This window comes from Bacillus cereus group sp. BfR-BA-01356, from assembly GCF_022663635.1.
Lineage (GTDB): Bacteria > Bacillota > Bacilli > Bacillales > Bacillaceae_G > Bacillus_A > Bacillus_A cereus.
On record NZ_JAKUFX010000051.1, the window covers coordinates 1 to 26,470 of the forward strand.

Here is a 26,470-nt window from a genome sequence, read left to right on the forward strand (position 1 = left end):
TATCTAGAAATATCTTGAGACGTCCAAGTATTTTCTTTATTACTGGACTCTTATTAGAGAGTAAAACTAAGCCTGAGATAGGGCTTAAATATTAATATACGAGGGGAATAATGTATGATTGTTTTCTATGATAGTTGGTGTCCGATGTGTACGGCCGTTGCAGAACGTACGAAAAAATTAGATAAAAAGGGTAAGATGAAATTTGTTTCATTTCGAAATGAAGATGTAGTTGAGAAGTATGAGCTTTCTCAAGAACTACAAAGTAAGATGGAACAAAGACTGTATATTTTTAAAAATAATAAGTGGTATGACGGTATTCAGAGCATAGATGTATTAGCAAAGGCCGTTCCATCTTATTGGTTTGCAGTTCCTTTTATAAAGCTATCTATCGTACTTGGTTTTGGAAGTAAAGTATACGATTATATCGCTAATAATAGAAAACTTGTTCCAGTGGGACATTGCCGCGGTGGGGTTTGTGAAATCCCTACAAAAAAATGAAATCATCGTTATCTTTCTTTTGCACCTATTAATAGAGCGTGATATGATGAATTTGGAATGAAAGTTGAAGGAGAGATTACAAGATGTCAAATGCTTATGAAGAATACATGCGCCAAATGGTAATCCCAATGCGCCAAGAGTTAGTGCGTTCTGGGTTTGAAGAGTTAACTACAGAAGAAGCTGTAACAGAATTTATGGAAAATACATCAGGTACAACTTTAGTAGTTGTAAACTCTGTTTGTGGTTGTGCAGCTGGTTTAGCACGTCCATCAGCAGGTCAAGCGGTTGTTCGTGCTGAAAAACAACCTGATCATCTTGTAACTGTATTCGCAGGTCAAGATAAAGATGCTACTGCAAAAATGCGTGAATACTTCGGAGAAATTCCTCCATCTTCACCATCTATGGCATTATTAAAAGGAAAAGAAGTTGTTCACTTTATTCACCGTCATGAAATTGAAGGTGCAACTATGGACGAAATTATTACGAACTTAGAACAAGCTTTCGAAAAGAATTGCTAAAGAAGGGGGAGAGTAAATCTCCCTCTTTTCTTTATATAGAGGTGAAACAATGATCGTAACAACAGCAGGAAGAACGAACAAAGAAATGACAGATTATGCAAACGAGGTAGCAGCAGAATTAAATGCTTCTTTCGTTAAACGTAATGACATACCGGTACATAAGCTACATGAGCAGTATGAACAAGATGTGCTTGTCGTAGGGAAGAACCGATTAGCTATTTATCCAAAAGGTACGGAAGAATCGTTTTTCTTTCATCCGAACTCAGCGATGTTTCGTGTGAAAAGGTTAATGCGTGGAGAACACGATCCGTTTGTACAAGCCACGCAATTAGAGAGAGGAATGACAGTGTTAGATTGTACGCTCGGGATGGCATCAGATAGTATTGTAGCTAGTTATGTTGTTGGGGAAAGCGGAAAAGTAACAGGACTTGAAGGCAATGAGTATATGGCTTATATTATGGAAAATGGTTTGAAAACATGGTCTTCATCTGTTTCTGAAATTGATGAAGCAATGCAAAGAATCCAAGTAAAGCAAACGGAGCATTTTTCATTTTTAGCGCAATGTGAAGACAATAGTTACGATGTCGTTTACCTTGATCCGATGTTTGAAGAAACTGTCATAGAATCCGATGGAATTAAAGGATTAAAACACTTCGCTTTGTATCATGATATTACTGACGAAACAATTGCGGAGGCAAAACGAGTGGCGAGAAAACGTGTCGTTTTAAAAGATCATTTTCGTAGTTCTAGATTTGAAAAACACAATTTTTATGTATACAAAAGAAAAAGTGCTAAGTTTCACTTTGGTGTAATTGACCCTTGCTAATTGTTTGAAAAGATGTATAATAAGCAATAATTAATTAAATATACTGTCTGTGATGAAGAGAGTAGTCTTTTTTAGAAGGAAAGCGAGCTAGGGATGGTGTGAGCCTAGTACGGAAGAAAAAGATGAAGCGCACTTCGGAGATGCTTCTTGAACGAATAGTAGAGAAAGCCGAGGCCCCCTGTCCTCGTTATAAACGGGAAAGTGGTTCGTAACGAACAACAAGGGTGGTACCACGGGTTAAAACTCGTCTCTTTTTTAGAGACGAGTTTTTTGTGTTTTAAAAAATAAGGAGGTTGTATCATGGATTATAAAATGCAGTTTGCGGAAAGTTTATCTAATATTTTCACGAATGAATTAACGCAAAAACAAATTTTAGATTTAATTGAAACACCGAAACAAGATGAATTTGGAGATGCAGCGTTCCCATGCTTTTCATTAGCGAAGCAATATAAAAAAGCACCAGCTCTTATCGCAAAGGAAGTTGCTGAGAAATTCAATGATCCGTTTTTTACGAAAGTAGAAGCCGTTGGTCCTTATGTAAATGTATTTTTCAATCGTGAAACTGTAAGTGATGCAGTATTAAAAACAGTTTTAGCGGAGAAAGAAGAGTTCGGTCAAAACCACTTTGGCTGTGAAAAAACAGTAGTAATTGATTATTCCTCTCCTAATATCGCGAAACCTTTTTCGATGGGGCATTTACGTTCTACAATGATAGGAAATTCGCTGAAACATATCGCTGAAAAATGTGGCTATGAAGTTGTAGGGATTAATTATATAGGAGATTGGGGAACACAGTTTGGAAAGTTAATTACGGCTTATAAAAAATGGGGAAATGAAGCAGTAGTTAAAGAAGATCCAATACGTGAGCTATTTAAGTTATATGTCCAATTCCATGAAGAGGTAAAAGACGACGAAGAACTAGAAGAAGAAGGACGTGCTTGGTTTAAGAAACTAGAAGAAGGTGATGAAGAAGCGGTAGAACTTTGGAATTGGTTTCGTCATGAGTCCCTTAAAGAATTTTCTCGCATTTATGAACTTCTCGGCGTAGAATTTACTAATTTTCAGGGAGAAGCATTTTATAATAATTTAATGGAAGATTTTATTGGGATTTTAGAAGAACATGAGTTGCTTGAACAATCAGAAGGTGCATTAGTCGTTAATTTAGAAGAAGAAGGAATGCCGCCTTGTTTAATTAGAAAATCAGATGGTGCGACGATTTATGCAACGCGTGACTTAACGGCAGCTTTATATCGTCAAAACACTTATGGGTTTGATAAAGCGCTATATGTTGTTGGTCCAGAACAAAGCTTACATTTCAATCAATTTTTCACCGTATTAAAAAAACTTGGCTATACTTGGGTTGATGGTATGGAACACGTACCGTTTGGCTTCATTTTAAAAGATGGTAAGAAAATGTCGACACGTAAAGGAAGAGTTATTTTACTTGAAGAAGTACTCGAAGAAGCAATCGAACTTGCAAAACAAAATATTGAAGAGAAAAATCCAAACTTAAAACAGAAAGAAGAAGTAGCAAAGCAAGTCGGTGTTGGTGCAGTCATCTTCCACGATTTAAAAAATGAGCGTATGCATAATATCGAATTCTCATTAGAAAATATGCTGAAATTTGAAGGAGAAACAGGACCTTACGTACAGTACACACATGCACGTGCTTGTTCTATTTTAAGAAAAGAAAGTGTAGAATTTGAAACATGTACATTTGCTTTAAAAGACGATCATAGCTGGAGTGTCGTAAAATTACTAAATAAATTCCCGCAAATAATTGAAGCAGCTTTCAATAAAAATGAGCCATCGATTATTTCGAAATATATATTAGATGTAGCACAATCATTCAATAAATATTACGGTAATGTTCGTATATTAGAAGAGAGCAAAGAAAAAGACAGCAGACTCGCATTGGTTTATGCTGTGACGGTTGTATTAAAAGAAGGATTACGTTTACTTGGGGTGGAGGCACCTGAGGAAATGTAACATAGTAGTAAACTGACAAACTGGGTCTAGTATAAACCTGGTTTGTTTTTTTATTGGATATATATTTTTTTTGCAAAATCAATTAAAATCTTTTTAGAGAGGGTGGTTCATATTGATTCGAACTTTTATTTTACAAATTCCTTGTCATAGAAGATTAGATAGGAGTTTTTTTAAACTACAAAAGTACATACCTTTATGTGCGCGTTGTACAGGCATGCTTATTGGTATTTTAATGTTTCCAATTTATTTTTATATGACACCTTCATTTCTTTTGGCAATCATACTATCATTTTTCGCTCAAATTCCGTTACTTATCGATGGGTTCACCCAAAAGTGGAAATGGAGAAGTAGCTCAAATTTGCTAAGAATAACTACTGGTGTATTAAGCGGTAATGGTATGGGATTATTCATTTCCTCTAGTGTTATATGGATATTATCTTAAGATATATAGTAATGGAGGTATTTACATAGATGTTCTGGATTTACTTAATTCTAATTTTTATTTCAGGCGGAAGTGGAATTGGTTTTATGATTCAAAATAAGTATACAGAAGCAATAATAGCTTTTGTTATTTGTATACTATTGTTTGGGCTACTGTATTATTATCTTAAAAGAAACAAAAGAAAGAGAAAAGCAGATTGTGACGATTTAGACTGTACGGATTGTTTTGATTGTGATTGTACTTGTTAAATTTTTCTTCCAAATAAAAAGCTAGTGTATTATTAAAAATACACTAGCTTTTTTGCTTTGAAATTTTAAGAAAAGTGTAGGAATACGGCTATTATATAGAGAACTTTAGTTTTGTATATAAAAGGAGGCGTTAGATGTTGGAAACGTATGATTGGAACAATAAACTAACATATTTAAAAAGCACGAGAGATTTATATTACAACGACGATTATGTAAGCTTTTTAGTAAATACAGTTTGGAAGATTACTAAGCCTGTACATATCGTTGATTACGGTTGTGGATATGGTTATTTAGGATTAGTATTAATGCCATTACTCCCAGAAGGTTCAAAGTATACAGGTATTGATAGTGGAGAAACATTATTAGCTGAAGCCAGAGAGTTGTTTCGTTTACTTCCGTATGATTCAGAATTTCTTGAAGGAGATGCTACAGAAATTGAACTGAACGATAAATACGATATAGCAATCTGTCATGCTTTCTTATTACATATGACTACTCCAGAAACAATGCTAGAAAAAATGATACATTCAGTTAAAAAGGGTGGAAAAATAATCTGTTTTGAACCACATTGGATTTCTAATATGGCTTCTTATTTACTAGATGGGGAGAAACAATCGGAATTTATTCAGCTAGGTGTTTTGCAGAAATTATTTGAAAGTGATACGCAAAGAAATGGTAAAGATGGCAATATAGGCATGAAAATACCGATATATTTAAGTGAATTAGGTGTGAAAAATATTGAATGTAGAGTAAGCGATAAAGTGAACTTTTTAGATTCAAATATGCATCACAATGATAAAAACGATTTGTATCAATCATTAAAAGAAGAGGGGATTGCAGGTGATCCGGGTGATAAGCAACAATTTGTAGAACGTTTAATAGCCAGAGGATTAACATATGATAATGCGCTAGCTCAATATGAAGCTGAACTACGATTTTTTAACATATTTCATGTGTATTCTTCTTTTGTATACGCTCCCAATATGAAAATTACATTTGGTGACATAGTTTGTTAAAAGGTATGATGTATAAGGATTGTCGTTTAATGTCGATAAGTCGATATTCGACATATAATCGCTGATAAATGTTAAGAATCGGTCGATATAATTTGAAAATCGCCGATAAAATGAAAGAATCGCTGATATATTTGAATTATCGCCGATATAATTTTATGTACTAATTTCAGCTTCTACAAGATAAAAACCGCATGTTACGTTATTCCATATAATTAAACAAAATACGGAGAAAAACAATCGTTTTTACTATATTTTGTTATAAATTTGAATAATATTAATTAATACCATCCATTTTAAGAGATTTTAGTTGAATACATACTATATGGTGTGTAAAATCTAAGCAAGTAGCAGTTTAAATATAAATTCGAGGTGAATGCATGCTAGATTTTAAGCAATTAGAAACTTGTTTAAAAGACAAGAGATTTGTAGATGGATTACAGGAAATAAATAATGAAATTGCATATATAAAAGAAACGAATACTTTATCCTATGTGAAGAATTGGCTTGCCAATATTCCTTCGCATAAGGAGTTCGATATATTAATTCGCCTTACTGATGAAGGGCTTATGCACCAATACAGTTCATTCCTCATTCGTTACGCTTATAAAAAATTCCCAAATATGAGAACGCTCTCTTTATATTGTGATGAGTTAATTGATGAGCGGAAAATTCTTGAAGCAGAGCAGTTGTTAAAATCTTCTTTAGAAGAGTTAAGTAAAGAAGAAATAGATGCAGATTTTTTAGCGAAAACATATTTTACGTTAGTACGATGTCTTTTAGAAATGAAACGAAACGAAGAAGCGTTAATGTATATGCAAAAAGCAGAGGAGTACAGTGCGCGCGCAGTGTTTGATAAATGGGGCTACGTTTATATGCATACAGGTGAATGGGAGAAAGCGGAAGAACAATTTATTGCTGGCATGCAGCATGAAGATTGTGAAGAGTTATCTACCTATTTATTATCACAATTGTATGCGAATAAAGGAGAACAAAAACGCGCGATACAGTTAATCGATGATGCGATTGTAAAATTCCCACAAGTACCATATTTTCATTTTGAGAAGATAAAGTATTTATTAGATTTAGAGCAATATGAAGAGATGTTAGCGGTAATAGATAACATAAATACTCAGCTGCCATATCATGCCTATAATACTTACTTTGTACATTTACGTGCAGAAGCACTGTACAAAATGAATAAATTTGCAGATTTACAAAAACTATTAAAAGAAGAAAAGAGTTTAAAAGAATCTTTATATCATAATTTAGAAAAAAATCCGGATGGAAAAAAGGTTCACTTGCCGATAGTTCCAATTGTACAAAAGGATAATTATTGTGTTCCGACAAGTTTAGAGATGATGTTGCGTATATGGGGAGAGAAACGTACACAAGATGAAATAGCAGAGTTTATTTTTGATATGACAGGATCGAAGTTTTCAGATACTGTTTCTTATTTAGAAGAATTAGGTTATGAATATCGTTATTTTAAAGGGAACGAAGAGAATTATAAGAGACTGATTGACGAAGGAATTCCTGTTTTATTAAGTATAGATATTGAGCATGCTTCACACGTACAAGTTCTATCTGGATATGATGATACATTGCAAGCTTTCTATGTTCAAGATCCAAACTTTATAGAACCAGTTCTTGTGGAATATAGTAAATTACAAGAAAAATATCGTTATACAGGCTGTTTAGCAATCACGTTTGTTCCGAAAGAAAAGAAGGAGCAACTAGCGTTTCTAAGTGAGGAAGAAAATCGTTACTTTAAATCTATTTTTTCTCTTACGGATCATTTAGATGAACATGACAAAGAGGGAATTAGTAACTTAGTACAATTTTTAAAAGAAACGAGTGATAATCCAAATACGTGGTTATATACGATAAAGCACTTAGATGTTGAAGTAGATAAAAAATTTATTTTATATTGTATCGATAAGTTAATGGAAAAGTTTCCGAACTCGGACTTTGTTAAATTGCATGGTGCACAATGTTTTATTCGTCTTCAAGAAGTAGAGAAAGCGGAGCAAATGCTGACAAGCGTTGAGAAGAAAAATAATCGTGCTTTATATCATTTAATAAACGGAAGATATGCGTTTGAACAGGAAAGTTATCTAGAAGCGATTTCAAGCTTTCGTTTATCGTTACAATTAGACGCAGATCAGCCTATTGCTTGGAGTTTTCTCGCTTTATCCTATATGTATATTGATCAATCTGAAAAAGCATTGCAATACTCTCAAGTTGCATTAGAGCGTAGTCCTGAAAGGTTCACTTTAACAAATCACGGTTTAATATTAATAGATTTAGAAAGATATGAAGAAGCATATGAAATCTTTAATGACTTGTTAAAAGAGTATAAATATGAAGCGCATGTATGGTATGAACGAGCGAGATGTGCACATCAACTAGGGAAATTATATTTAGCAATAAAAGGGCTTAAAGTAGCGATTCATTTGGATAGTAATGCACCTTACATTTATACGAAACTTTCGGAAATATACGAATCTGATTTGAAGGATGAGGAAAGTGCGAAAGAAAGTTTATTAAACGGTATTGAGAATTGTGATGATAAAGCACCTCTTTACGTAAAATTAGGTGATTATCATTTTCAAAATGATAGCTTGGAAGAAGCAGAAGTATTGTATAAGCGTGCTTTAGAAGAAAATGATGAGGATGTTTATTCTCACTTCGGACTTACACAAGTTTATATGGCAAGAGAACAATATAAGGAAGCAAAAGAATATATACTTGGTCTTGAGAAGCAAATTGAAAAGAGCCAAGATTTCCTCATGAATGCAGGAATGGTTTTATGGGATGCTGAAATTGAACTTGGTGGAAATGAAGAAGGGTTTAAAGTAGCACTATCTAAGTTAGAAAATGGTATAAAGAAAAGTGATTATAATGTAGTAAGTGCGTTAGATGAATATGTGAATCGAATTAAAGGAACGGAATTTGTACAACGAGGTATAGCATTTTTAAGAACGTTACACAAAGAAAGAAATGAAGTAAGTGAGTACGGTTGTTATGCAGGTATTTTATATGAATCTATTGGACAGTACGGCCAAGCGATGAAAAGATATAATAAGGCGATAGAACAAATGGAAACGGCATTACCGTATTACCGAATTGGTGAAACACTTATGGCATTAGGGCAATTGACGGAAGCAAAACAAGCGTATGAAACATGTTTAGAGCTTGATGGGAATTTCGTAGGTGTACATTTACAGCTTGCGGAAATATACGAAAAAGAAGAAAACCGTTCTAAAGAACAAAGTCATATGGTTCAGGCGATGAAAGAAGAGCCGTTGCATATTAATATGGAATATTTAGCACAGCTTTCAGTAGATATGAATCTTCAGGAAGAATTGCTGACTGAACTAGAACAATTAGCGGACGAAGTACCTGAAATATGGCGTTTAGATGCGATTGCGTATGTGTACGGAGCGATGAATGAAATAGATAAAGAACAAGCACAGGTTGAATACGCACTACAATTAGATGGTGAGCATATAGAAGTTCTATATCATTATGCAAAAGTATTAGTGAAAAAAAGAAATGTAAAAGCAATTGAAGTTGCAATGAAAGTAATACAAAAAGATTTTGATAATGAACGTATATTTGATGTTTATGTAAAAGCAGTAGAGCAACATAAAAAATTGTCTAACATACGAGATTTTCTTCATACGTTAAAGGTGAAAAAAGCAGAAAGGAGTACAGCATTCATGTATGCTGCAGCTGCGGTTACGGAAATATGGATTGAACGCCAGCTGCATGAACAGCCAAAACGATCTATCATTACGAGAGCTTTTTATCGTATGAAAAATCGTGCGAAAGAAATTTCAATGGTTACTATGATAATTGATTTATATGAAATCTCTTTAAAGTTAAATCCGAAAAATAGTATGGCAGCACAGCGATTTGCGCTATTTTATGAGAATGTAGAGATGAATAAAGAAGCAATAGAGATTCTGCACACGTCACTAGAAAATAAATGGGATTATGACGTAGCGAAGCAACTTGTAAATCTTTTCGTTGAGTGCGAGGAAGAAGATATGTTAAGAGATGCTTTGGAATTAACGAAACAAATGGTTCGAGAACTACCAGATGATTATGATACTCTTCTTCTGCAAGCACAAGTATTCTTTAAAGCAGGGGAAGAAAGAAAAGCAGAAAAGATTATCTTACAATTAACAGAGCAAACACCGTTTGTAAGTAGAGCATTTCTTGCTTTAGGAGAAATATATCAAAGTCAAGAAAGGTTTGAAGAGGCAATTCATGTATTAGAAAATGCTTCTATACATCATCCAAATGAAACAGCAATTCTTCTTTCTTTAGCATCTTCATATCATGGTGCCGGCCAAACGATACAGGCAGAAAAAATAACAAATGAAGTATTAATAATTGACGCGAGTGATTTGTTAGCAAGATATGATCGTGCTTGTTATTTAGCGCAGTTAAATAGAAATGAAGAGGCGAAGGAAGAGCTTGAATTTGTCCTTCGTGAGGATGAATCGGGATTCTTTGCTGAACTTATTGAGGATGATGAAAATTTAGCAGCATTGCGAGAATTTGAAAAGTAATTGTATAAGAATAGGGAAAAAAGATAAGGATATATTTTGAATTAGTTGACAATTAGTTGCTAAATGGCATAAAATAACTTTTAACAAAGTATACAAATCTGAAGACGAGAAAGAGTAAAATAGTGAGCTGTTCTCCAGAGAGCCGGTATATTGCTGAAAGCCGGTGTGCAGACGTTATTTGAAAATCATCTCCGAGGAGCCGAGGCTGAAAGTAAGTAAGCCCGGACGGATGTCTACCGTTACAAAGAACACGTATGATAGTACGTTGCTAAGTGCTATTAGTGAAAATGCTAATAGAATTAGGGTGGTATCGCGGGTAAACCCGTCCCTACTTTATAGGGACGGGTTTTTTGTGTGTTTTAAAATATTCAAAGGAGTGATTGTATATGGAAAAAGTAGATGTAAAAGAATCAGCTGTAGGAAGAGAAATGCGAATTCGCAAACAGTGGAACGAACAAAATATTTTCGAACAATCAATTCAGAATCGAGAAGGCGCACAGTCTTTCGTATTTTATGAAGGACCACCAACGGCGAACGGACTACCGCATGTAGGTCATGCACTTGGACGAACAATTAAAGATTTAGTAGCAAGATATAAAACGATGGCTGGTTATAAAGTGTTAAGAAAAGCGGGATGGGATACACATGGTTTACCTGTAGAATTAGGCGTTGAGAAGCAACTTGGTATTTCTGGTAAACATGAGATCGAAGAATATGGTATTGAACCATTTATTCAAAAGTGTAAAGAGAGTGTTTTCACATATGAGAAGCAGTGGCGTGAATTCACTGAAAGTATTGGTTATTGGGTAGATATGGATGATCCATATGTAACTTTAAAGAATCCATATATCGAAAGTGTATGGCATATTTTGGGGACAATCCATGAAAAAGGATTGTTATATAAAGGACATAGAGTTTCACCATACTGCCCAAGCTGCCAAACCTCATTGAGCTCACATGAGGTTGCACAAGGGTATAAAACAGTAAAAGATTTAAGTGCAACTGTGAAGTTTAAAGTGAAAGATAGTGAAAATGAGTATTTCTTAGGTTGGACCACAACACCTTGGACACTTCCAGCAAACGTTGCGCTTGCTGTCCATCCAAATATGGAATACGTTAAAGCAAAACAAGAAAGTCATGTATACATTGTTGCGAAAGAACGTGTACAAGAAGTATTAAAAGAGAACTATGAAGTATTATCTGTTCATAAAGGCGAAGAATTATTAAACACATCTTATACAGCGCCATTTCCGATGAAAGAAGTTACAAATGGTTACCGCGTTATTGCAGCAGATTTTGTAACGGGAGATAGTGGTACAGGACTTGTTCATATTGCTCCAGCATATGGAGAGGACGATTATAGAGTTGTTCAAAGTGAAGGCTTGTCATTCTTGCACGTTGTAGATGAAAAAGGTGAGTATACAGAGGCAGTACCATTTTTGAAAGGGAAATTTGTAAAAGATTGTGACGTGGATATCGTTCGTTATTTAGCGAAGGAAGGTTTACTGTATCATAAAGAAAAATATGAACATAGCTATCCGCATTGCTGGCGTTGTGATTCACCACTACTTTATTATGCAGGAGAAAGTTGGTTAATCCGAACAACTGCAATTAAAGATACATTTTTACAAAATAATGATTCTGTTACTTGGTATCCGGATCATATGAAACATGGGCGCTTTGGTAAGTTTTTAGAAAATATGGTGGACTGGAATATTAGCCGAAATAGATATTGGGGAACGCCATTAAACGTGTGGGAATGTGAAAGTTGTGATCATCAGTTCGCACCGAAAAGCATTGCCGAATTAAGAAAGCATAGTACGAAAGAAACACCAGAAGATTTGGAATTGCATAAGCCTTATGTAGATGAAGTGCAAGTGTGCTGCGGGAAATGCGGAGGCACAATGAATCGTACACCAGAAGTGATTGATGTTTGGTTTGATAGTGGTTCTATGCCATTTGCACAATATCATTACCCATTTGAAAATAAAGAGTTATTTGAAGAGCAGTTTCCAGCGGATGTTATTGCTGAAGGAATTGATCAAACACGCGGCTGGTTTTATAGTTTATTAGCAGTCTCAGCACTATATACAGGAAAAGTACCGTATAAACGAGTGTTATCACTAGGGCATGTTTTAGATGAAGAAGGGCAGAAAATGTCTAAAAGCAAAGGAAATGCACTAGATCCAGTTGATTTAGTAGATAAGTTTGGTGCAGATGCGCTAAGATGGGCTTTACTTGTTGATAGTGCCCCGTGGAATGCGAAGCGTTTTTCTGAAAGAACAGTACTGGAAGCGAAATCTAAATTTGTAGATACATTAGTCAATGTGTATAGCTTCTACGTTTTATATGCAAATTTAGATGAATATAATCCGAAAGAAACGTATGATGTAAGGCTTACAAAATTAGACGAATGGGTATTATCAAGATTGCATAGTACAACGAAAAAAGTAAGAACTGCACTTGATGATTATCAATTTACGAATGCAGCTCGTGAAATTGCAGCACTTGTAGATGAAGTGAGTAACTGGTATGTAAGACGCTCACGTAATCGTTTCTGGGAATCTGGTATGAACGCTGAGAAAGCAGCTGCGTATGAGACACTTCATGAAGTGCTTGTAACAATTAGTAAATTAATTGCACCATTTACACCGTTTGTCGCGGAAGACATTCATCTAAATTTAGAAGGAGGCAGCGTTCATTTAGCTGATTATCCAGTTGTAAATGAATCACTACTTCAACCGAAATTAGAAGCGGAAATGGATGCTGTTTTACAAGTTGTTGAACTTGGAAGAAGTAACCGTAATCAGCATTCTTTAAAAGTAAAACAGCCGCTAGCAGAACTTGTATTACTTGAGCATAACGAGAATGATATGGATTGGGAATCTTATCGTGATATCGTTATGGATGAGTTAAATGTAAAAGCATTCCATGTTGAACTCGATGAAACAAAATACACATCATATCAATTGAAGCTTAATTTTAAAACAGCGGGGCCGAAATTCGGTAAAAATGTGAATGCAGTGAATGGTTGGCTAAAACAATTATCACAAGAAGAAGTACAAAACTTTGTATCAACAGGAAGAGCAGTTTACGAAGTAACACCAGGAGAAGAAGTAGTTGTAACTGCTGAAGATGTGTTAGTTGAGAAAGTTGCAAAATCAGGATTCTCTAATACGACTAACGGACAATATACGGTTATGTTAGATACGAATGTAACGGAAGAATTGTTGCAAGAAGGAGTAGCGCGTGAATTCATTCGTGCGGTTCAAGAATATCGTAAACAGTTGAATTTACCAGTTAATTTACGAGTGGATGTTATTCTTGATACAGAAGTAGAGCTACAGCGAACGTTAACGAACCATAAAGATTTATTGGAAGAAAACTTACTCGTTAAACAATTTACATTTGGTCACTTAACGAACGAAGACGATGAACTTTCTTTAGGTGAAACGAAAGTTCGAATTAAATTAAGCGCGGCTCATTAAAGGAGAAGGAAGTTGGAATGATTCCAACTTCCTTTTTGTATGATGGAAATTTATCCGGCTAATTTCCTCATAATCCATTCGATAGGACCTCTAGAAAATTTCTTTCTCCATAACACACTAATTAAAATGCTGAAAATGAAAAATGCAGTAGCAAATAATAAAACGAATAGTAGTGATTGATTTTCCATTCTATTTAATAGAATTAATGTCCCAATACCGATAAATACATGACTGACATAATGAGTTAATGTTAATTGTCCTGTTTGTACAATGGAAGTGACAAACCAATTATTTCTATATTTTTCAGCGATATAGAGGCAAATGATTAATATAGCAATAGAGGATCCTGTAGCAGATAAAATATATAATACATTTGGTAAGATGGGTCCTGTATTAAATAAAAATGTGGCGGCCTCTCTGCCGATGTATGGAATAAAAAAGTGTGTAAGTCCTTTTGATAAAAGTTCTGTCAATATTGTGATTGTAATACCGAGTAAGAGTAATCTTTTTTTTATTTTTTTATTATGAAGATCTAACCTGCCAATTAACATACCGATTAAGAAGAACGAGAACCAAGGGAAAATAGGGTGATAGCCATTAAAGAATAAGTTGCGAAGAAAACCCTTTATTGTCCAGAAGTCTACATAATTTATAAATGGAGTTGGACCTACCCAACCCTCGAAAGTATTGAAAGTAAGCTGAAGAGATTGTGCGAACAATAAAATAATGATAGAAAGAAAAAGTAATAGTTTTTTGCGTACTGTCATGAGTAATGCAGCAACGAAAAGGTAAACACCATAGTAGTGTAATATATCCCCAGTCCACTCCATTACATATAGTAGTAATCCTAAAATAAATAAGAAAAGTGATCGTTTCCATATGGTCTTTCGGCTATTAGAAATTTTTATTTGTTCATTGCTAGCAACGGCTGACCTAGTCATTAAAGTTATACCGATGCCAGCAAGTATAACAAACAAAGCAGAGGCTCTACCTTCAAATAGTGACATGAAGGTTATTAAAAAAGGGGGACCATTTCCTTCTGCACCTGTTATCACCATGAAATTAACAAGTAGCATACCAAACATCGCCCAAGCTCTAGCAAAATCTAAGCCGATAATGCGTTTTTTTATATTCACTTCAACCCCTTCTTTCAAAAATGTTATTTACAGCTTCAATCCAAATTTGTTTATAATCTATCTTTGCATCAATCATCATAAAATTTCCGATATTATCAAGCACTAATGCTAACATATGAGCTTTTGAAACTAGATTTTTATTTTCAATTAATTGAAGTTCATTTGCTTTTGTAAGGAGTACTTCAAATCCATGTAAATATTCTGTTTGCACAGTTAGTAATCGATCTTTGTACATCTTGTTTCTTGAAGATAGTAATACATATTCTTGTAGCACTCGGTTAAAATAAGGGTCGTTTCGCTGTTCATCAATTATTTTAAGGCCAATTGCAATACATTTTTCAATAAAATTTGATTTTGTAAACTCTTCTGTATGGAAATACGAAGAGAACTGCATAGCTTTACATAATTCAGTAAAAATACATTCAATTAAAGCATCTTTAGACTTAAAGTAGTAATATATAGATGGTTTTGCGATACCAACCTCCTCACCAATCATTGTATAAGTTGTTTTAACAATACCGTACGTAGCAAAAAGGCGATAACTTGCTTCCATTATTGAAGAGAGTGTTTCTTCACTTTTACTCATATAGATCCTCCTAAAAAAAGGTTATTTAAATCGTATCATTTACAAGTGATTTTTTCAACCTACCGTTAGGTAAAAAATAGCCTATTTTTTTAAACAGTAATATGAAAAGCTTTAGGGATAAGGAATGGATTTAGAAATTTCTTTCTAAAGTATTGTGTTCACTTTACACATAAATATTGAGAAAATTTCACTTACCCTAAATGGAAAGGTAATAGAAGTGTTCATAGAGAATTACTCGTAGATTCAATTTTTATCCATCCGTTTTGCGGGGAATCATTGCCTAGTGGTAATGGGATAAGGTTGAGCTACTTTATTAGGGGGAGTGGTTCTATGTTTAATAAAAAAATGGTGGCAATGGCAATGACTGTGCCGTTAGTAATGGGGACAATTTCTACGGTTTCGGCATTGGAAAAACAACAGCAAGTAAAGTTAGAAGCTTATTTGCCACAGAAAAAAGCAACTGAATATTTAAAAGAAAATGCTGCGCAGTATGGATTGAAAACAGATCTTTCAGACTTGCAATATATTTCTACAACAGAAACGTCAGTAGCTTCATATGTTAGGTTCCAACAAGTTGTTAATGGTGCACCTGTATTTTCAAAACAAATAACAGTTACGCTTAACGGAGAGGGAAAGGGAGTACTCGCTGTTTCTGATTATCAGCCTGTTACAGGTGTGAAGGAAGTAACGACAAAAATTAGTGAAAAAGATGCAATACAAAAATCAATGGCGTATGTTGGAGAAGCAAGTGAGCAAAATTTATGGGCTCCTACAGATAAAGAGTTCGGATATATTGTTGAAGAAGGAATTGCTCGTCCAGTATATAAAGTTGTAGTCCATTCTAATAATCCATTTGGTGCATGGGAAACATTTATTGATGCAGAAAATGGAAAGTTAATTAAAAAGGTTGATATAAACCGAAAAGCTGAAGGGTCAGGAAAAGTATTTTTACCTAACCCAGTCGTATCTAGCGGTAGTAAAGTAGGCTTAAAAGATAATAACGATGCAGATTCAACAGCTCTAACGAACCAACTGAAAACTGTTACGTTAAAAGGTTTAGATGGAACAGGATTTTTAATTGGAGAATATGTAACGATTTCTTCAAAAGCGAAAACAAAATCTACGAATTTACAATTTAACTATACACGCGCAAATGATAGCTTTGAAGATGTTATGTCGTACTATCATATCGACACATTGCAACGTTACATTCAAAGTCTAGGTTTTAAAAATATTAATAACCGTTCGATAAAAGTGAATGTTAATGGTACAACTGATGATAACTCATTCTATTCTCCATCAACAAAAGCTTTGACTTTCGGTACTGGCGGTGTTGATGATGCAGAAGATGCTGGTATTATCGCACATGAATATGGGCATTCGATTCAAGATAACCAAGTTCCTGGCTTTGGTAGTTCAGCAGAAGGTGGAGCGATGGGAGAAGGATTTGGCGACTTCTTAGGTGCTACATATGAAGATGCAGTATCGACTACTGGATATGGTAAAGCATGTGTTGGAGAATGGGATGCGACAGCTTATTCTAGTTCAGATCCAACATGCTTACGCCGATTAGATACGAATAAAGTATATCCGAAAGATATAACGAATGAAGTGCATGATGATGGTGAAATTTGGGCTCAAGGCCAATACGAAATGGCACAAGCTTTTGGCCGTGATGTAGCAACAAAAATCATTTTACAATCACACTGGTCATTAACACCAAACTCTAAATTCAGTGATGGAGCGAAAGCGATTAAGCAAGCGGATGCTCTTTTATATGGCGGACAACATGCTGCTGATATCGATCGCATTTGGGCAGCGAGAGGCATTAGTACGAATTAATATAAAAAGTCGTGGCATTATAAGCCACGACTTTTTAATTTGCTTACGAACTGGTACTAGTAAATAAAGCTATATCAATGATAGTGTGAATATATCCGTATCCCATTTACTTTTTAGCTTCTTTAAAAACAAAATGCTCTTTAAATTTTCTAGATTCAACTTTTTGACCATTTCGCATCGATTGGAATGGGTGTTCTTGCCATGTAATAATAACATCAACTTCATCTGCTTTTGTAGCAACGGGTAAATTAGCGTGTTCAAATCCAGTTTTTCCACTTGCCAAACGACTTTCCTTTAGGGAAAAGAGTTCATATTTCGTTTTCTTATTTGGTTCGTTGCGGAATACTTCGACGTTTACATTATATACTTCACTATTCCCGACATTCTTTACTGAAAAATGATATGTTTGAAATTCATCTTTTTTAGCTTGAAGCATATTCTTGTTTGTTTTTTTCGGTTTATCAATATTCACTTGCCATTGATCAGAGTTTTGAGAGATTGGTAAAGATTTTGGTGAATAGGCATACGTTTCGTTTACTACAATTAAGCAAAACAAAAGGAGAAAGAAACTAATTGCTTTTTGCATATACACACCTCGCTTTAAAATTTTTATTAATATGCGTAAATGAATTAGTTTTTATGTAAAAATTGGAAAATATTAAAGGTGTAATTTTGGATTTAATACATAAGAATATGTATTACAAAATTAACTTTTCACAATTTAGAAGAAGTTAGGAGTTATAAAACCAGAATGTTTCAAAAAAAGCTTGCGTTTTATAAGGTGAGGAGTTAGAATACTCTGTAAATATAAAAAGTGATGATCAGGAAAAGTACATGGTGCAAAGGTCTACAGAGAGCAGCCGATTGCTGGGAAGGTTGCGATACCGCATGATGGAAAGACACCTGTGAGTGTTGCTTTGAACGTGATTATTAGTAAAAGCAAACGGTACCTACCGTTATCAGGGCTAAGATGGTCAATATGACAATTTGGGTGGTACCGCGGAAAAAATCCGTCCCTATTTATAGGGGCGGATTTTTGTATTCTTTGAAAGGGGGTGAGTGACCGTGGATGATGACGATGACAACAATAACGTAAATAAATATAAAATTACTGGAGGGAAAAATAATGGATTCAATAATGAAGCGTTCACTCACAAAAGAATGTACAAAGCAAAGTGGAAAGGTTGTATTACTTCAAGGATGGGTAAAAAAGATTCGACACCTTGGAAATGTTAGTTTTTTATTATTACGGGACAGAACAGGAGTAATTCAATGTGTATTAGAAAATGAATTGGCTGGATATAAAGTTGATGTAGAAAGTGTCGTCCACGTAATTGGTGAAATAGTCGAGACGTCGAAAACGGAATTGGGTGTTGAAGTACTTGCTCATGAAGTGAAAGTAATAAACGGTGCAGAGCCACTTCCATTTGAAATAAATAAAAAGAAGTTACAAGTTGGCTTAGATCAACTACTTAATGAGCGGGTAATATCATTAAGGCATGAGCGAACTGCAGCGATTTTTAAAGTGAAATCTACACTCGTTCAGAGCTTTAGTGAATTTCTTATAGAGAACGATTTCACACGGATCTTTACGCCGAAAATTGTTTCGCAAGGGGCAGAAGGAGGAGCAAATGTTTTTAAGCTTCCATACTTCCAAAAAGAAGCTTATTTAGCACAATCACCACAGTTCTATAAGCAAATGATGGTGGCAGGTGGGTTAGAACGAGTTTTTGAAATTGCACCTGTATATAGAGCGGAACATCATAATTCTTCCCGTCATTTGAATGAATATATATCGTTAGACTTAGAGCTTGGTTTTATTCATGATTTTTATGAAGTGATGCAACTAGAAACGGATGTTTTACGATATATGTTTCAACAAGTAGCGAAAAAATGTGAAATAGAACTACAACTATTACAAATAGAAGTACCTGTTATTACTGAAATACCTAAAATTACATTGTTAGAAGCACAAGAAATTTTGAAAAGTAAGTATCGTAAAGAATCTCCTGTAGGGGATTTAGATACAGAAGGTGAAAAGTTACTAGGGAAATATGTGAAGGAAATATATAATAGTGAATTTGTTTTTATTACGCATTATCCGAAAAAAGCGAGACCGATGTATACGATGCCGAATAAAGAGAATCCAGCTATTACTGATTCATTCGACTTATTATATAAAGGATTAGAAATAACGTCAGGGGCACAGCGAATTCATAATTATGAAATGTTACTCGCTTCGTTTAAAGAAAAAGGATTACACCCAGATAAATTTCAATCTTATTTAAATACATTCCGATACGGTTGTCCACCACATGGAGGTTTCGGAATTGGGTTAGAAAGGGTTGTATATAAACTTTTAGAATTAACAAATGTACGAGAGGCGAGTGCTTTTCCGAGAGATTGTACTCGTCTCATACCGTAAAAAGAATCTTCGCGATTATCGCGAAGATTCTTTTTTTATAGTTCGTTTGAAAAGGTGAAAATATAGATTCTTTCTTTTTCTAATAAGCTTAGTAAAAGTCAGTTGAAATATGAACCATTTCGACAAAAAAATCAATATACCCCTTGACAGTTACAAATATAACCGATATACTTCATATTAATTTCAAAAGAAAATATATTCTAAATATTACAATGTGTTGAATAGGAGTAGTAAGGTCATGTATTTGTGCAGAGAGCTATGGGTTGGTGCGACATAGTCAAATGACATCCTGAACTCGCCTAGGAGCAGTAAGGTGGAACGGAATCACATTCTTAGTAAATCTTAACGGTTAACCTTCGATATTAGGTTTGTAATCAAACGATTACTACTAAGGTGGATTCATAATGGAATCAATAAGGGTGGTACCGCGTTAAGTAAATGGCTTAGCGTCTCTTTATATAGAGATGCTAGGCCATTTTTTTATTATATGGAAGAAGAAATGGAGGGTTTATTTGAATAGGTTTATAAAATTTATTTATTTATATAAAAAGATTTAATTAGGAGGAAAATGAGATGAAACAGACGGAGCAATGGACTTCGAAATTAGGTTTTATAATGGCAGCAGCCGGATCAGCAATTGGACTTGGTGCGATATGGAAGTTTCCTTATATCGCTGGGAAGAGTGGGGGAGGAGCGTTCTTTTTAATCTTTATATTATTTACTGTTTTAATTGGACTACCGCTACTTATAGCTGAATTTATGATTGGACGCAGTACGCAGAAACAAGCAGTTGGAGCATTTAAAAGCATCGCACCAAATACAGGATGGCACTGGATCGGACGCCTTGGCGTTGGAACGTGTTTTATACTACTTTCGTTTTATAGTGTTGTAGGTGGATGGGTATTAATTTATTTATTCAGAGGAATAACTGGACAACTGATTACTCCAGGACAAAATTACGGTGCGTTATTTACTGAAACAATTGGGAATCCCACTTGGGCTATTATGGGACATTTCGCTTTTATGTTCATTACGATATGGGTTGTATCAAAGGGTGTACAAAACGGAATTGAAAAAGCAAGTAAATATATGTTGCCAGCATTGTTCGTTTTATTTGTCGCTCTTATTATTCGTTCGTTAACACTTGATGATGCAATGAAAGGTGTGAAGTTTTTCTTACAACCAGATTTCTCAAAGATTACTTCGGAAAGTATTTTGTTCGCAATGGGGCAATCATTCTTTGCAATTAGTATCGGGATTTCAATTATGGTTACGTATAGTTCCTATTTAAATAAAAAAGAAAGTTTACCAAAATCAGCAATAACAATTGTTGGATTAAATTTATTTGTTTCATTATTTGCAGGTCTTGCTATTTTTCCAGCCGTATTTTCATTAGGAATGGAGCCAACAGAAGGACCTGGATTACTATTTATCGTATTACCATCTGTATTTAGTCAAATTCCATTTGGTGGGTTTTTCTTAACAGTATTTCTTGCACTATTTACATTTGCGACATTAACATCAGCATTTTCTCTACTAGAAACTGTTGTTTCAGCATTAGCAAATGGTGAACAAGAAAAGAGAACGAAATTATCATGGCTGATCGGTTTCGGCATTTTCTTAGTAGGTATACCATCAGCGTTATCATTTGGAGTATGGAGTGATATTACGATTTTCGGAAAGAATATTTTTGATGCGGTAGACTTCTTATCTAGTAATATATTAATGCCACTTGGAGCACTATTTATTAGTATTTTCGTTTCATTCAAAATGGAGAAGAAGGTACTAGAAGCAGAGTTTTTTGTAGGTGGAAATTATGGAAAGAAAGTATTTACTTGTTGGGCATTTTTACTTCGATTTGTAGCACCACTTGCAATAATTATCGTCTTCTTAAATGTAATAGGGATTATTTAATATTAAATGTTATAATATTCAGTAAAAAAGAAGATGGGGATGTTTATGGCGAATTTGATAGAAACAGGAGAGTATATGAATATTAGAGGGAAAAAGCTATACGTTGAAACACATGGAAATCCTAAAAATAAGCCAGTCTTATACTTGCATGGTGGACCAGGAGAGAGTTGTTATGATTTTTCATTTCATCAAGCGGAACGTTTAAAAGGTTCTCTATATGTAATTATGATAGATCAAAGAGGTGTTTGTCGCTCAGAAGAAATTACTGAAGACGAAGCTTTTGGATTAAATGATTTGATTGAAGACTGTGAGGAATTAAAAAAAGTATTACAAATTGAGAAGTGGTCTATAATTGGACATTCTTTCGGTGGATATGTAGCATTGCTTTATGCGTCGATATATCCAAGTTCAATAGAGAAAATAATATTTGAAGGACCAACTTTTGATTTTGCATTAACAAGTAGAGCTTTGTTGCAAAAGACAGGGCATTTATTAAAAAAGTATGGAAAAGAAGAAGTAGCAAAAGAGTGCTTTGCTTATTCATCTAGCGATGCTAGTTCAGAAGAGTTGTTAGAAGCTTATATAAGATTAAGCGCTGAATTAGAAGAAAAAAGAATGGAGATTTACAATAATAAGGAAGATAGGACAGATGAGAGTTTATACAGTGATGAAGAGTGGGAAATATTTTCAAATCGCTCCAAAATTCACTTTGATAGATTAAAATTAGAGGGTGCATGTCATACATCATTATTATATAAAATAAAAGAAGTACAGAATCCAATGTTATTAATTGTAGGAAAACATGATGTAGTAACGTGTGAAGAACAAATTAAAACATTTAATAAAGATGCCCGAAACGGCAAGTATATCGTATTTGAAGAGAGCGGTCATTCACCTCATTATGAGGAAGCAGATAGGTTTGCAGAAACAGTCATACATTTTTTGAAATGAAGAAAAGGGTGCTTCTATAAATGAGAGGCACCCTTTCTATATTTCTGGATATGTGATTGTGATGTTAGGCCACTTACTTTGCCAATTCTTTTTTATAACTCTGTTTTTGTACATATGTAATCGTTCTTTCGATTCAAGAAAATGAGCTGTTGGTCTCACTTGTAAGGAAAGGACATCTTCAATACCACATGGGGCTGTTAATATGACGTTGTTTAGTTCATCAAGTGTAACTCCTAATGCCGTTGCTGTTTCAGGAAATTTAGAAATAGCATCAACAGAAGAAGAATATGATGGCATATTATTCACTACATGCATACGAGCTTGATTTTTTACAGACCAAGGGATAGTAGCATCAATATTCATTAATTTCGTTTCTAATGATTGTTCGTATATCTCATCTTGATGTAGACTATCATAATAAATTACATCAACATCAGGCATAGCCGTTTTAGCTTCATAGTCATGTAAAGTATCCCAAATTTTAGAACGAACAAATCCGGCACAAATCCACCAATCAGGTAACTCTAGTGATTTTGCCATTTGTAATACATTCATCATCCATTCGTCGTTTTCTATTAAGCGAATGATATCTTGTTCTGTTTGTATAGTCATTTGTTATCTCACCTGCTTTTTTTTAGAGAGTAAATTTAATTCATAAGCTTTATAATCCATGTAATCCAGTAAGCACCTGGTATGAATAACAGTTGAGCAAGTAATGTACCAAAAAGTCTAGAAATCATTAGCCAAGCATACATTTTACTCATTGCTTCAGCACCTTCTTCTGATTGAAGAGCTCGCTCTGTTAAAAGAGCAATACGTGGATCTAGTAGCACTGTTAATAAAATAGTAGCAAAACCATTAATAAGACCAGAAGCTGTAGTGGCTTTTGTTGCGAAAGCTGGAATTAAAAAAGAAGCATATAGTGCGGAAAGAACTCCCGCTGTATAAATTGCAGTAGCGAACATGTTAATAAGCATTATACGCTTTGGAATACCGCCGATACGCAGTCTATGAATCATTTCTAACTTTGGAAAGCGGACATATTTTTTTGTGTACTTTAATTTTTGAATGTTATTCGTTTTCATCATTCGAATGAAAGAACCGTCTGTTTCAAAGTTTTGAATGACATATCCAAATAGTTTTGTCAAAGTTGGATACAGTATAATCGCAAGCAATGTACCGATAGAAGCAGATAATAGTACAAGACGTATAATATGCTCTAAATCAATAGAAGGATCTAGTTTTGCTTCGTCCACAATCCCGCCAAGTAAAAAGGCTTGTAGTAAGTTTGACGTTCTTGAAATGAGTAATACGATTCCTACGACGGATAATGCGACAGCAATCTTCTTTAAACGAACCCCCGCTAATCGAATACTATAAGAGCTTGTTTCAACTGCGTGGATCACAATTGTGAAAGCCATTATAAAAATTAACGTAATTGACATTTGTTTCACCAGTTTCTATTAAAATAATTGTAACTTTTTTACTGTATCATATCTATCGTATTTTGTAACTGAAAGTATGTGACATATGGAAATTGATTTTTCGAAAAAATAGATAATGATAGTATAATAGGGAGAAGTGGAAGAGATGTTAGCAGTTATTTATACAGCAAATTAAGTGGAGGAATGAAACATGTATAAAACATTTCTATTTGATTTAGATGGAACTTTAACGGATCCGAAAGAAGGGATTGTAAACTCGGTTTTATATGCGTTAAAAAAAGTAGGAATTGAAGAAGTACATGTAAGTGAGTTAGATTCATTTATAGGTCCTCCTATTCAGCAATCATTCATAGAGAGATATAATATGAGTGAAGGAGAGCTTGAACGTGCTGTTTTTTATTTCCGTGAGTATTTAAAGCAGCGTGGATTGTTTGAAAATAATGTATATGAGGGGATTCTGAAGCTCTTGCAACAATTAAAAAGTTCAGGGAATCGCATATTTGTAGCAACTTCAAAGCCCACTGTATTTGCGAAACAAGTTATAGAGCATTTTCAATTGACGAATTATTTCGAAGATATCATTGGAAGTAATTTAGATGGTACAAGAATAAAAAAAGATGAAATAATTGCTCATATTTTACAAACAAATGAAGAACTAAATAAAGAAGAAATGATAATGATCGGTGATAGAAAGCACGATATAATAGGTGCGAATCAGAATGGAATTGCTTCAATTGGTGTTTTATATGGCTATGGCTGTGAGAAAGAACTGACTGAAGTTAGTGCGACTTACATAGTGAAAGATGTTGAAGAACTGTATCATTTTTGTGTAGAAAAAAGTTTAATAAATTAGTAAATATAGATTCTAGCAATCCCTTTATAACGTATGACGATGAATTCGTTTCTGTTTAAAGGGATTTTTCATATGTAATCGAATAATTATAATTAGACATTTTTAGCATAAAAATTTGTATGAATAAGAGGAGGGATGTCAGAATTAAAAGGTTAGTAGAAATTTATCAATAAAATTTAGAATATTCTGTTTAACGGAGGGGTAAAATTGGAGTTAGTTATTATATTATTAGCACTAAGTTTACTTATGTTCGTAGCATACAGAGGTTTTTCTGTTATTTTATTCGCGCCGATATTTGCATTATTTGCAGTATTTTTGACAGAACCTAGTTATGTATTACCTTTCTTTTCTAATATCTTTATGGAGAAAATGGTTGGATTTATAAAATTATATTTTCCTGTGTTTTTATTAGGAGCAATATTTGGGAAAGTAGTGGAAATGTCAGGAATTGCAGATTCTATCGCAAAAACGATTATTGAGTTAGTTGGTGAAAAACGTACTATATTAGCGATTGTATTAATGGGGGCTATTTTAACGTATAGTGGTGTTAGTGTGTATGTAGTAGTGTTTGCTGTTTATCCGTTCGCAGCTAAGTTGTTTCGACAAGCTAATATTCCAAAGCGTTTAATCCCTGGAACGATTGTTCTTGGAGCAGTAACGTTTACAATGGATGCGTTACCTGGATCACCACAAATTCAAAATGTAATACCTACAACATTTTTTAAAACGGATATTTATGCTGCACCGATACTTGGGATTGTAGGAGCAATTTTTGTTCTTACATTAGGTTTACTATATTTAGAGAGTAGACGTAAGAAGGCAAAAGCGGCAGGTGAAGGATACTTTGGTTTTAATGATGGAAATACTGAAATGGCAGCATCTTTGCAAGTAGAACAAAAAAATATGCCATTAATTAATAACATTGAAATCACAAGAGCACAACAACTTATTGCATTTATACCACTTATTTTAGTAGGTGTAATGAATAAAGTGTTTACTATTATGATACCGAAGTGGTATCCAAGCGGTTTTGATTTTTCTGCAATTGGTATGAAAGCATTTGGAAAAGTAGAATTAAGTGCAGTAGTAGGAATTTGGTCTGTAGAATTGGCACTTATTATAGGGATCTTAACAACGTTATTATTATATTGGAAGCGAGTAGTAACAGGTTTCCAAGCTGGATTGAATACAAGTATTGGTGGAGCGCTACTTGCAACGATGAATACAGGAGCTGAGTTTGGATTCGGTGGTGTCATTGCAGCACTTCCAGGTTTCGCAATTATGAGAGATGGCATCTCTGCTACTTTCACAAATCCGTTAGTGAATGGTGCAGTAACGACGAATATTTTAGCTGGAATTACAGGCTCGGCATCAGGAGGAATGGGAATAGTATTAAGTGCAATGGGAGATAAATTTATTGCAGCGGCCAATCAATTTGATATTCCATTAGAAGTTATGCACCGTATCGTATCAATGGCATCAGGAGGAATGGATACACTACCACATAACGGGGCTATTATTACTATTCTTACAGTAACAGGATTAACACATAAACAGTCATATAAAGATATATTTGCTATTACAATTTTGAAAACGGTTGCTGTATTTTTAGTTATCGCATTCTATACTTTAACAGGACTCTATTAAACATTCGAATCGTAAAGATTCATCAAATCGATAATTTATGTTATAAAATATTAATTAGGATAAGAA

At 34.3% G+C, this 26,470-nt stretch carries 20 protein-coding genes and 4 other annotated features; of the genes, 15 read left to right on the top strand and 5 right to left on the bottom strand.

The window, feature by feature from the left end; translation table 11 throughout:
• The first annotated feature begins 114 nt into the window (after positions 1 to 114).
• From MR168_RS17540 to ileS, 9 genes are all read left to right on the top strand, one after another.
• The gene (locus tag MR168_RS17540; protein ID WP_000634884.1) at positions 115 to 498 is read left to right on the top strand and encodes a thiol-disulfide oxidoreductase DCC family protein; all 384 of its coding nucleotides are present in this window, start codon (positions 115 to 117) and stop codon (positions 496 to 498) included.
• A gap of 83 nt (positions 499 to 581) precedes the next feature.
• Positions 582 to 1,016 carry a BrxA/BrxB family bacilliredoxin gene (locus MR168_RS17545; protein WP_000063706.1) on the top strand — a complete coding sequence of 145 codons (435 nt, stop codon included), beginning with the start codon at positions 582 to 584 and terminating at the stop codon, positions 1,014 to 1,016.
• 49 nt (positions 1,017 to 1,065) lie between these two features.
• A complete protein-coding gene (locus MR168_RS17550) occupies positions 1,066 to 1,842 on the top strand; it encodes a class I SAM-dependent methyltransferase (RefSeq protein WP_000637459.1) in 777 nt (258 codons plus the stop codon).
• A 40-nt stretch (positions 1,843 to 1,882) separates the two neighbouring features.
• Positions 1,883 to 2,097: a binding site (T-box leader), on the top strand.
• Positions 2,098 to 2,142: 45 nt separating this feature from the next.
• Positions 2,143 to 3,831 (top strand): arginine--tRNA ligase, encoded by a 1,689-nt coding sequence (gene argS / locus MR168_RS17555; RefSeq protein WP_000384910.1) that lies wholly within the window; start codon positions 2,143 to 2,145, stop codon positions 3,829 to 3,831.
• A gap of 112 nt (positions 3,832 to 3,943) precedes the next feature.
• Positions 3,944 to 4,273, top strand: a complete 330-nt coding sequence (locus tag MR168_RS17560) for a DUF2085 domain-containing protein (protein WP_000621475.1) — start codon at positions 3,944 to 3,946, stop codon at positions 4,271 to 4,273.
• A gap of 29 nt (positions 4,274 to 4,302) precedes the next feature.
• Entirely contained in the window at positions 4,303 to 4,521 is a 219-nt protein-coding gene (locus MR168_RS17565; RefSeq protein WP_000498601.1) for a hypothetical protein, read from the top strand.
• Positions 4,522 to 4,658: 137 nt separating this feature from the next.
• Positions 4,659 to 5,537 carry a class I SAM-dependent methyltransferase gene (locus MR168_RS17570; RefSeq protein ID WP_140159338.1) on the top strand — a complete coding sequence of 293 codons (879 nt, stop codon included), beginning with the start codon at positions 4,659 to 4,661 and terminating at the stop codon, positions 5,535 to 5,537.
• A gap of 377 nt (positions 5,538 to 5,914) precedes the next feature.
• The gene (locus MR168_RS17575) at positions 5,915 to 10,117 is read left to right on the top strand and encodes a bacteriocin-processing peptidase family protein (protein WP_086411499.1); all 4,203 of its coding nucleotides are present in this window, start codon (positions 5,915 to 5,917) and stop codon (positions 10,115 to 10,117) included.
• A 92-nt stretch (positions 10,118 to 10,209) separates the two neighbouring features.
• Positions 10,210 to 10,450: a binding site (T-box leader), on the top strand.
• A 53-nt stretch (positions 10,451 to 10,503) separates the two neighbouring features.
• Entirely contained in the window at positions 10,504 to 13,605 is a 3,102-nt protein-coding gene (gene ileS, locus MR168_RS17580) for an isoleucine--tRNA ligase (RefSeq protein WP_086385946.1), read from the top strand.
• A gap of 50 nt (positions 13,606 to 13,655) precedes the next feature.
• Here the strand turns inward: ileS and MR168_RS17585 are convergent, their stop codons facing one another.
• Positions 13,656 to 14,741, bottom strand: a complete 1,086-nt coding sequence (locus MR168_RS17585; protein ID WP_001022158.1) for a DUF418 domain-containing protein — start codon at positions 14,739 to 14,741, stop codon at positions 13,656 to 13,658.
• 1 nt (position 14,742) lies between these two features.
• Positions 14,743 to 15,327, bottom strand: coding sequence for a TetR/AcrR family transcriptional regulator (locus MR168_RS17590; RefSeq protein ID WP_000045224.1), 585 nt, complete (start codon positions 15,325 to 15,327; stop codon positions 14,743 to 14,745).
• 330 nt (positions 15,328 to 15,657) lie between these two features.
• Between MR168_RS17590 and MR168_RS17595 the strand changes: the two genes are divergently transcribed.
• Complete coding sequence (locus tag MR168_RS17595; protein WP_086411909.1) at positions 15,658 to 17,169, top strand: M36 family metallopeptidase; 1,512 nt, start codon at positions 15,658 to 15,660, stop codon at positions 17,167 to 17,169.
• Positions 17,170 to 17,275: 106 nt separating this feature from the next.
• On the opposite strand, the gene MR168_RS17600 is transcribed toward MR168_RS17595, so the two are convergent.
• Complete coding sequence (locus MR168_RS17600) at positions 17,276 to 17,755, bottom strand: hypothetical protein (protein ID WP_001167910.1); 480 nt, start codon at positions 17,753 to 17,755, stop codon at positions 17,276 to 17,278.
• Between the two features lie 222 nt (positions 17,756 to 17,977).
• Positions 17,978 to 18,190: a binding site (T-box leader), on the top strand.
• A 105-nt stretch (positions 18,191 to 18,295) separates the two neighbouring features.
• On the opposite strand from MR168_RS17600, the gene aspS reads away from it, so the two are divergent.
• The 3 genes from aspS (at position 18,296) to MR168_RS17615 (ending at position 22,459) form a co-directional block, all read left to right on the top strand.
• A complete protein-coding gene (gene aspS, locus MR168_RS17605; RefSeq protein WP_086411910.1) occupies positions 18,296 to 19,594 on the top strand; it encodes an aspartate--tRNA(Asn) ligase in 1,299 nt (432 codons plus the stop codon).
• A 208-nt stretch (positions 19,595 to 19,802) separates the two neighbouring features.
• Positions 19,803 to 20,051 (top strand) — a binding site (T-box leader).
• Positions 20,052 to 20,167: 116 nt separating this feature from the next.
• A complete protein-coding gene (locus tag MR168_RS17610; RefSeq protein WP_086411911.1) occupies positions 20,168 to 21,508 on the top strand; it encodes a sodium-dependent transporter in 1,341 nt (446 codons plus the stop codon).
• Between the two features lie 45 nt (positions 21,509 to 21,553).
• Entirely contained in the window at positions 21,554 to 22,459 is a 906-nt protein-coding gene (locus MR168_RS17615) for an alpha/beta fold hydrolase (RefSeq protein WP_086411912.1), read from the top strand.
• Positions 22,460 to 22,495: 36 nt separating this feature from the next.
• Here the strand turns inward: MR168_RS17615 and MR168_RS17620 are convergent, their stop codons facing one another.
• On the bottom strand, positions 22,496 to 23,071 hold the full coding sequence (locus MR168_RS17620; RefSeq protein ID WP_086411913.1) for a nucleotidyltransferase family protein: 576 nt from the start codon (positions 23,069 to 23,071) through the stop codon (positions 22,496 to 22,498).
• A gap of 35 nt (positions 23,072 to 23,106) precedes the next feature.
• Complete coding sequence (locus MR168_RS17625) at positions 23,107 to 23,904, bottom strand: lipid II flippase Amj family protein (RefSeq protein ID WP_000028911.1); 798 nt, start codon at positions 23,902 to 23,904, stop codon at positions 23,107 to 23,109.
• 190 nt (positions 23,905 to 24,094) lie between these two features.
• Here MR168_RS17625 and MR168_RS17630 point away from each other — a divergent pair, with 190 nt between their 5' ends.
• Positions 24,095 to 24,757 (top strand): HAD family hydrolase, encoded by a 663-nt coding sequence (locus MR168_RS17630; RefSeq protein WP_000278491.1) that lies wholly within the window; start codon positions 24,095 to 24,097, stop codon positions 24,755 to 24,757.
• Between the two features lie 207 nt (positions 24,758 to 24,964).
• On the top strand, positions 24,965 to 26,404 hold the full coding sequence (locus MR168_RS17635) for a GntP family permease (RefSeq protein ID WP_000424327.1): 1,440 nt from the start codon (positions 24,965 to 24,967) through the stop codon (positions 26,402 to 26,404).
• Positions 26,405 to 26,470 lie beyond the last annotated feature (66 nt).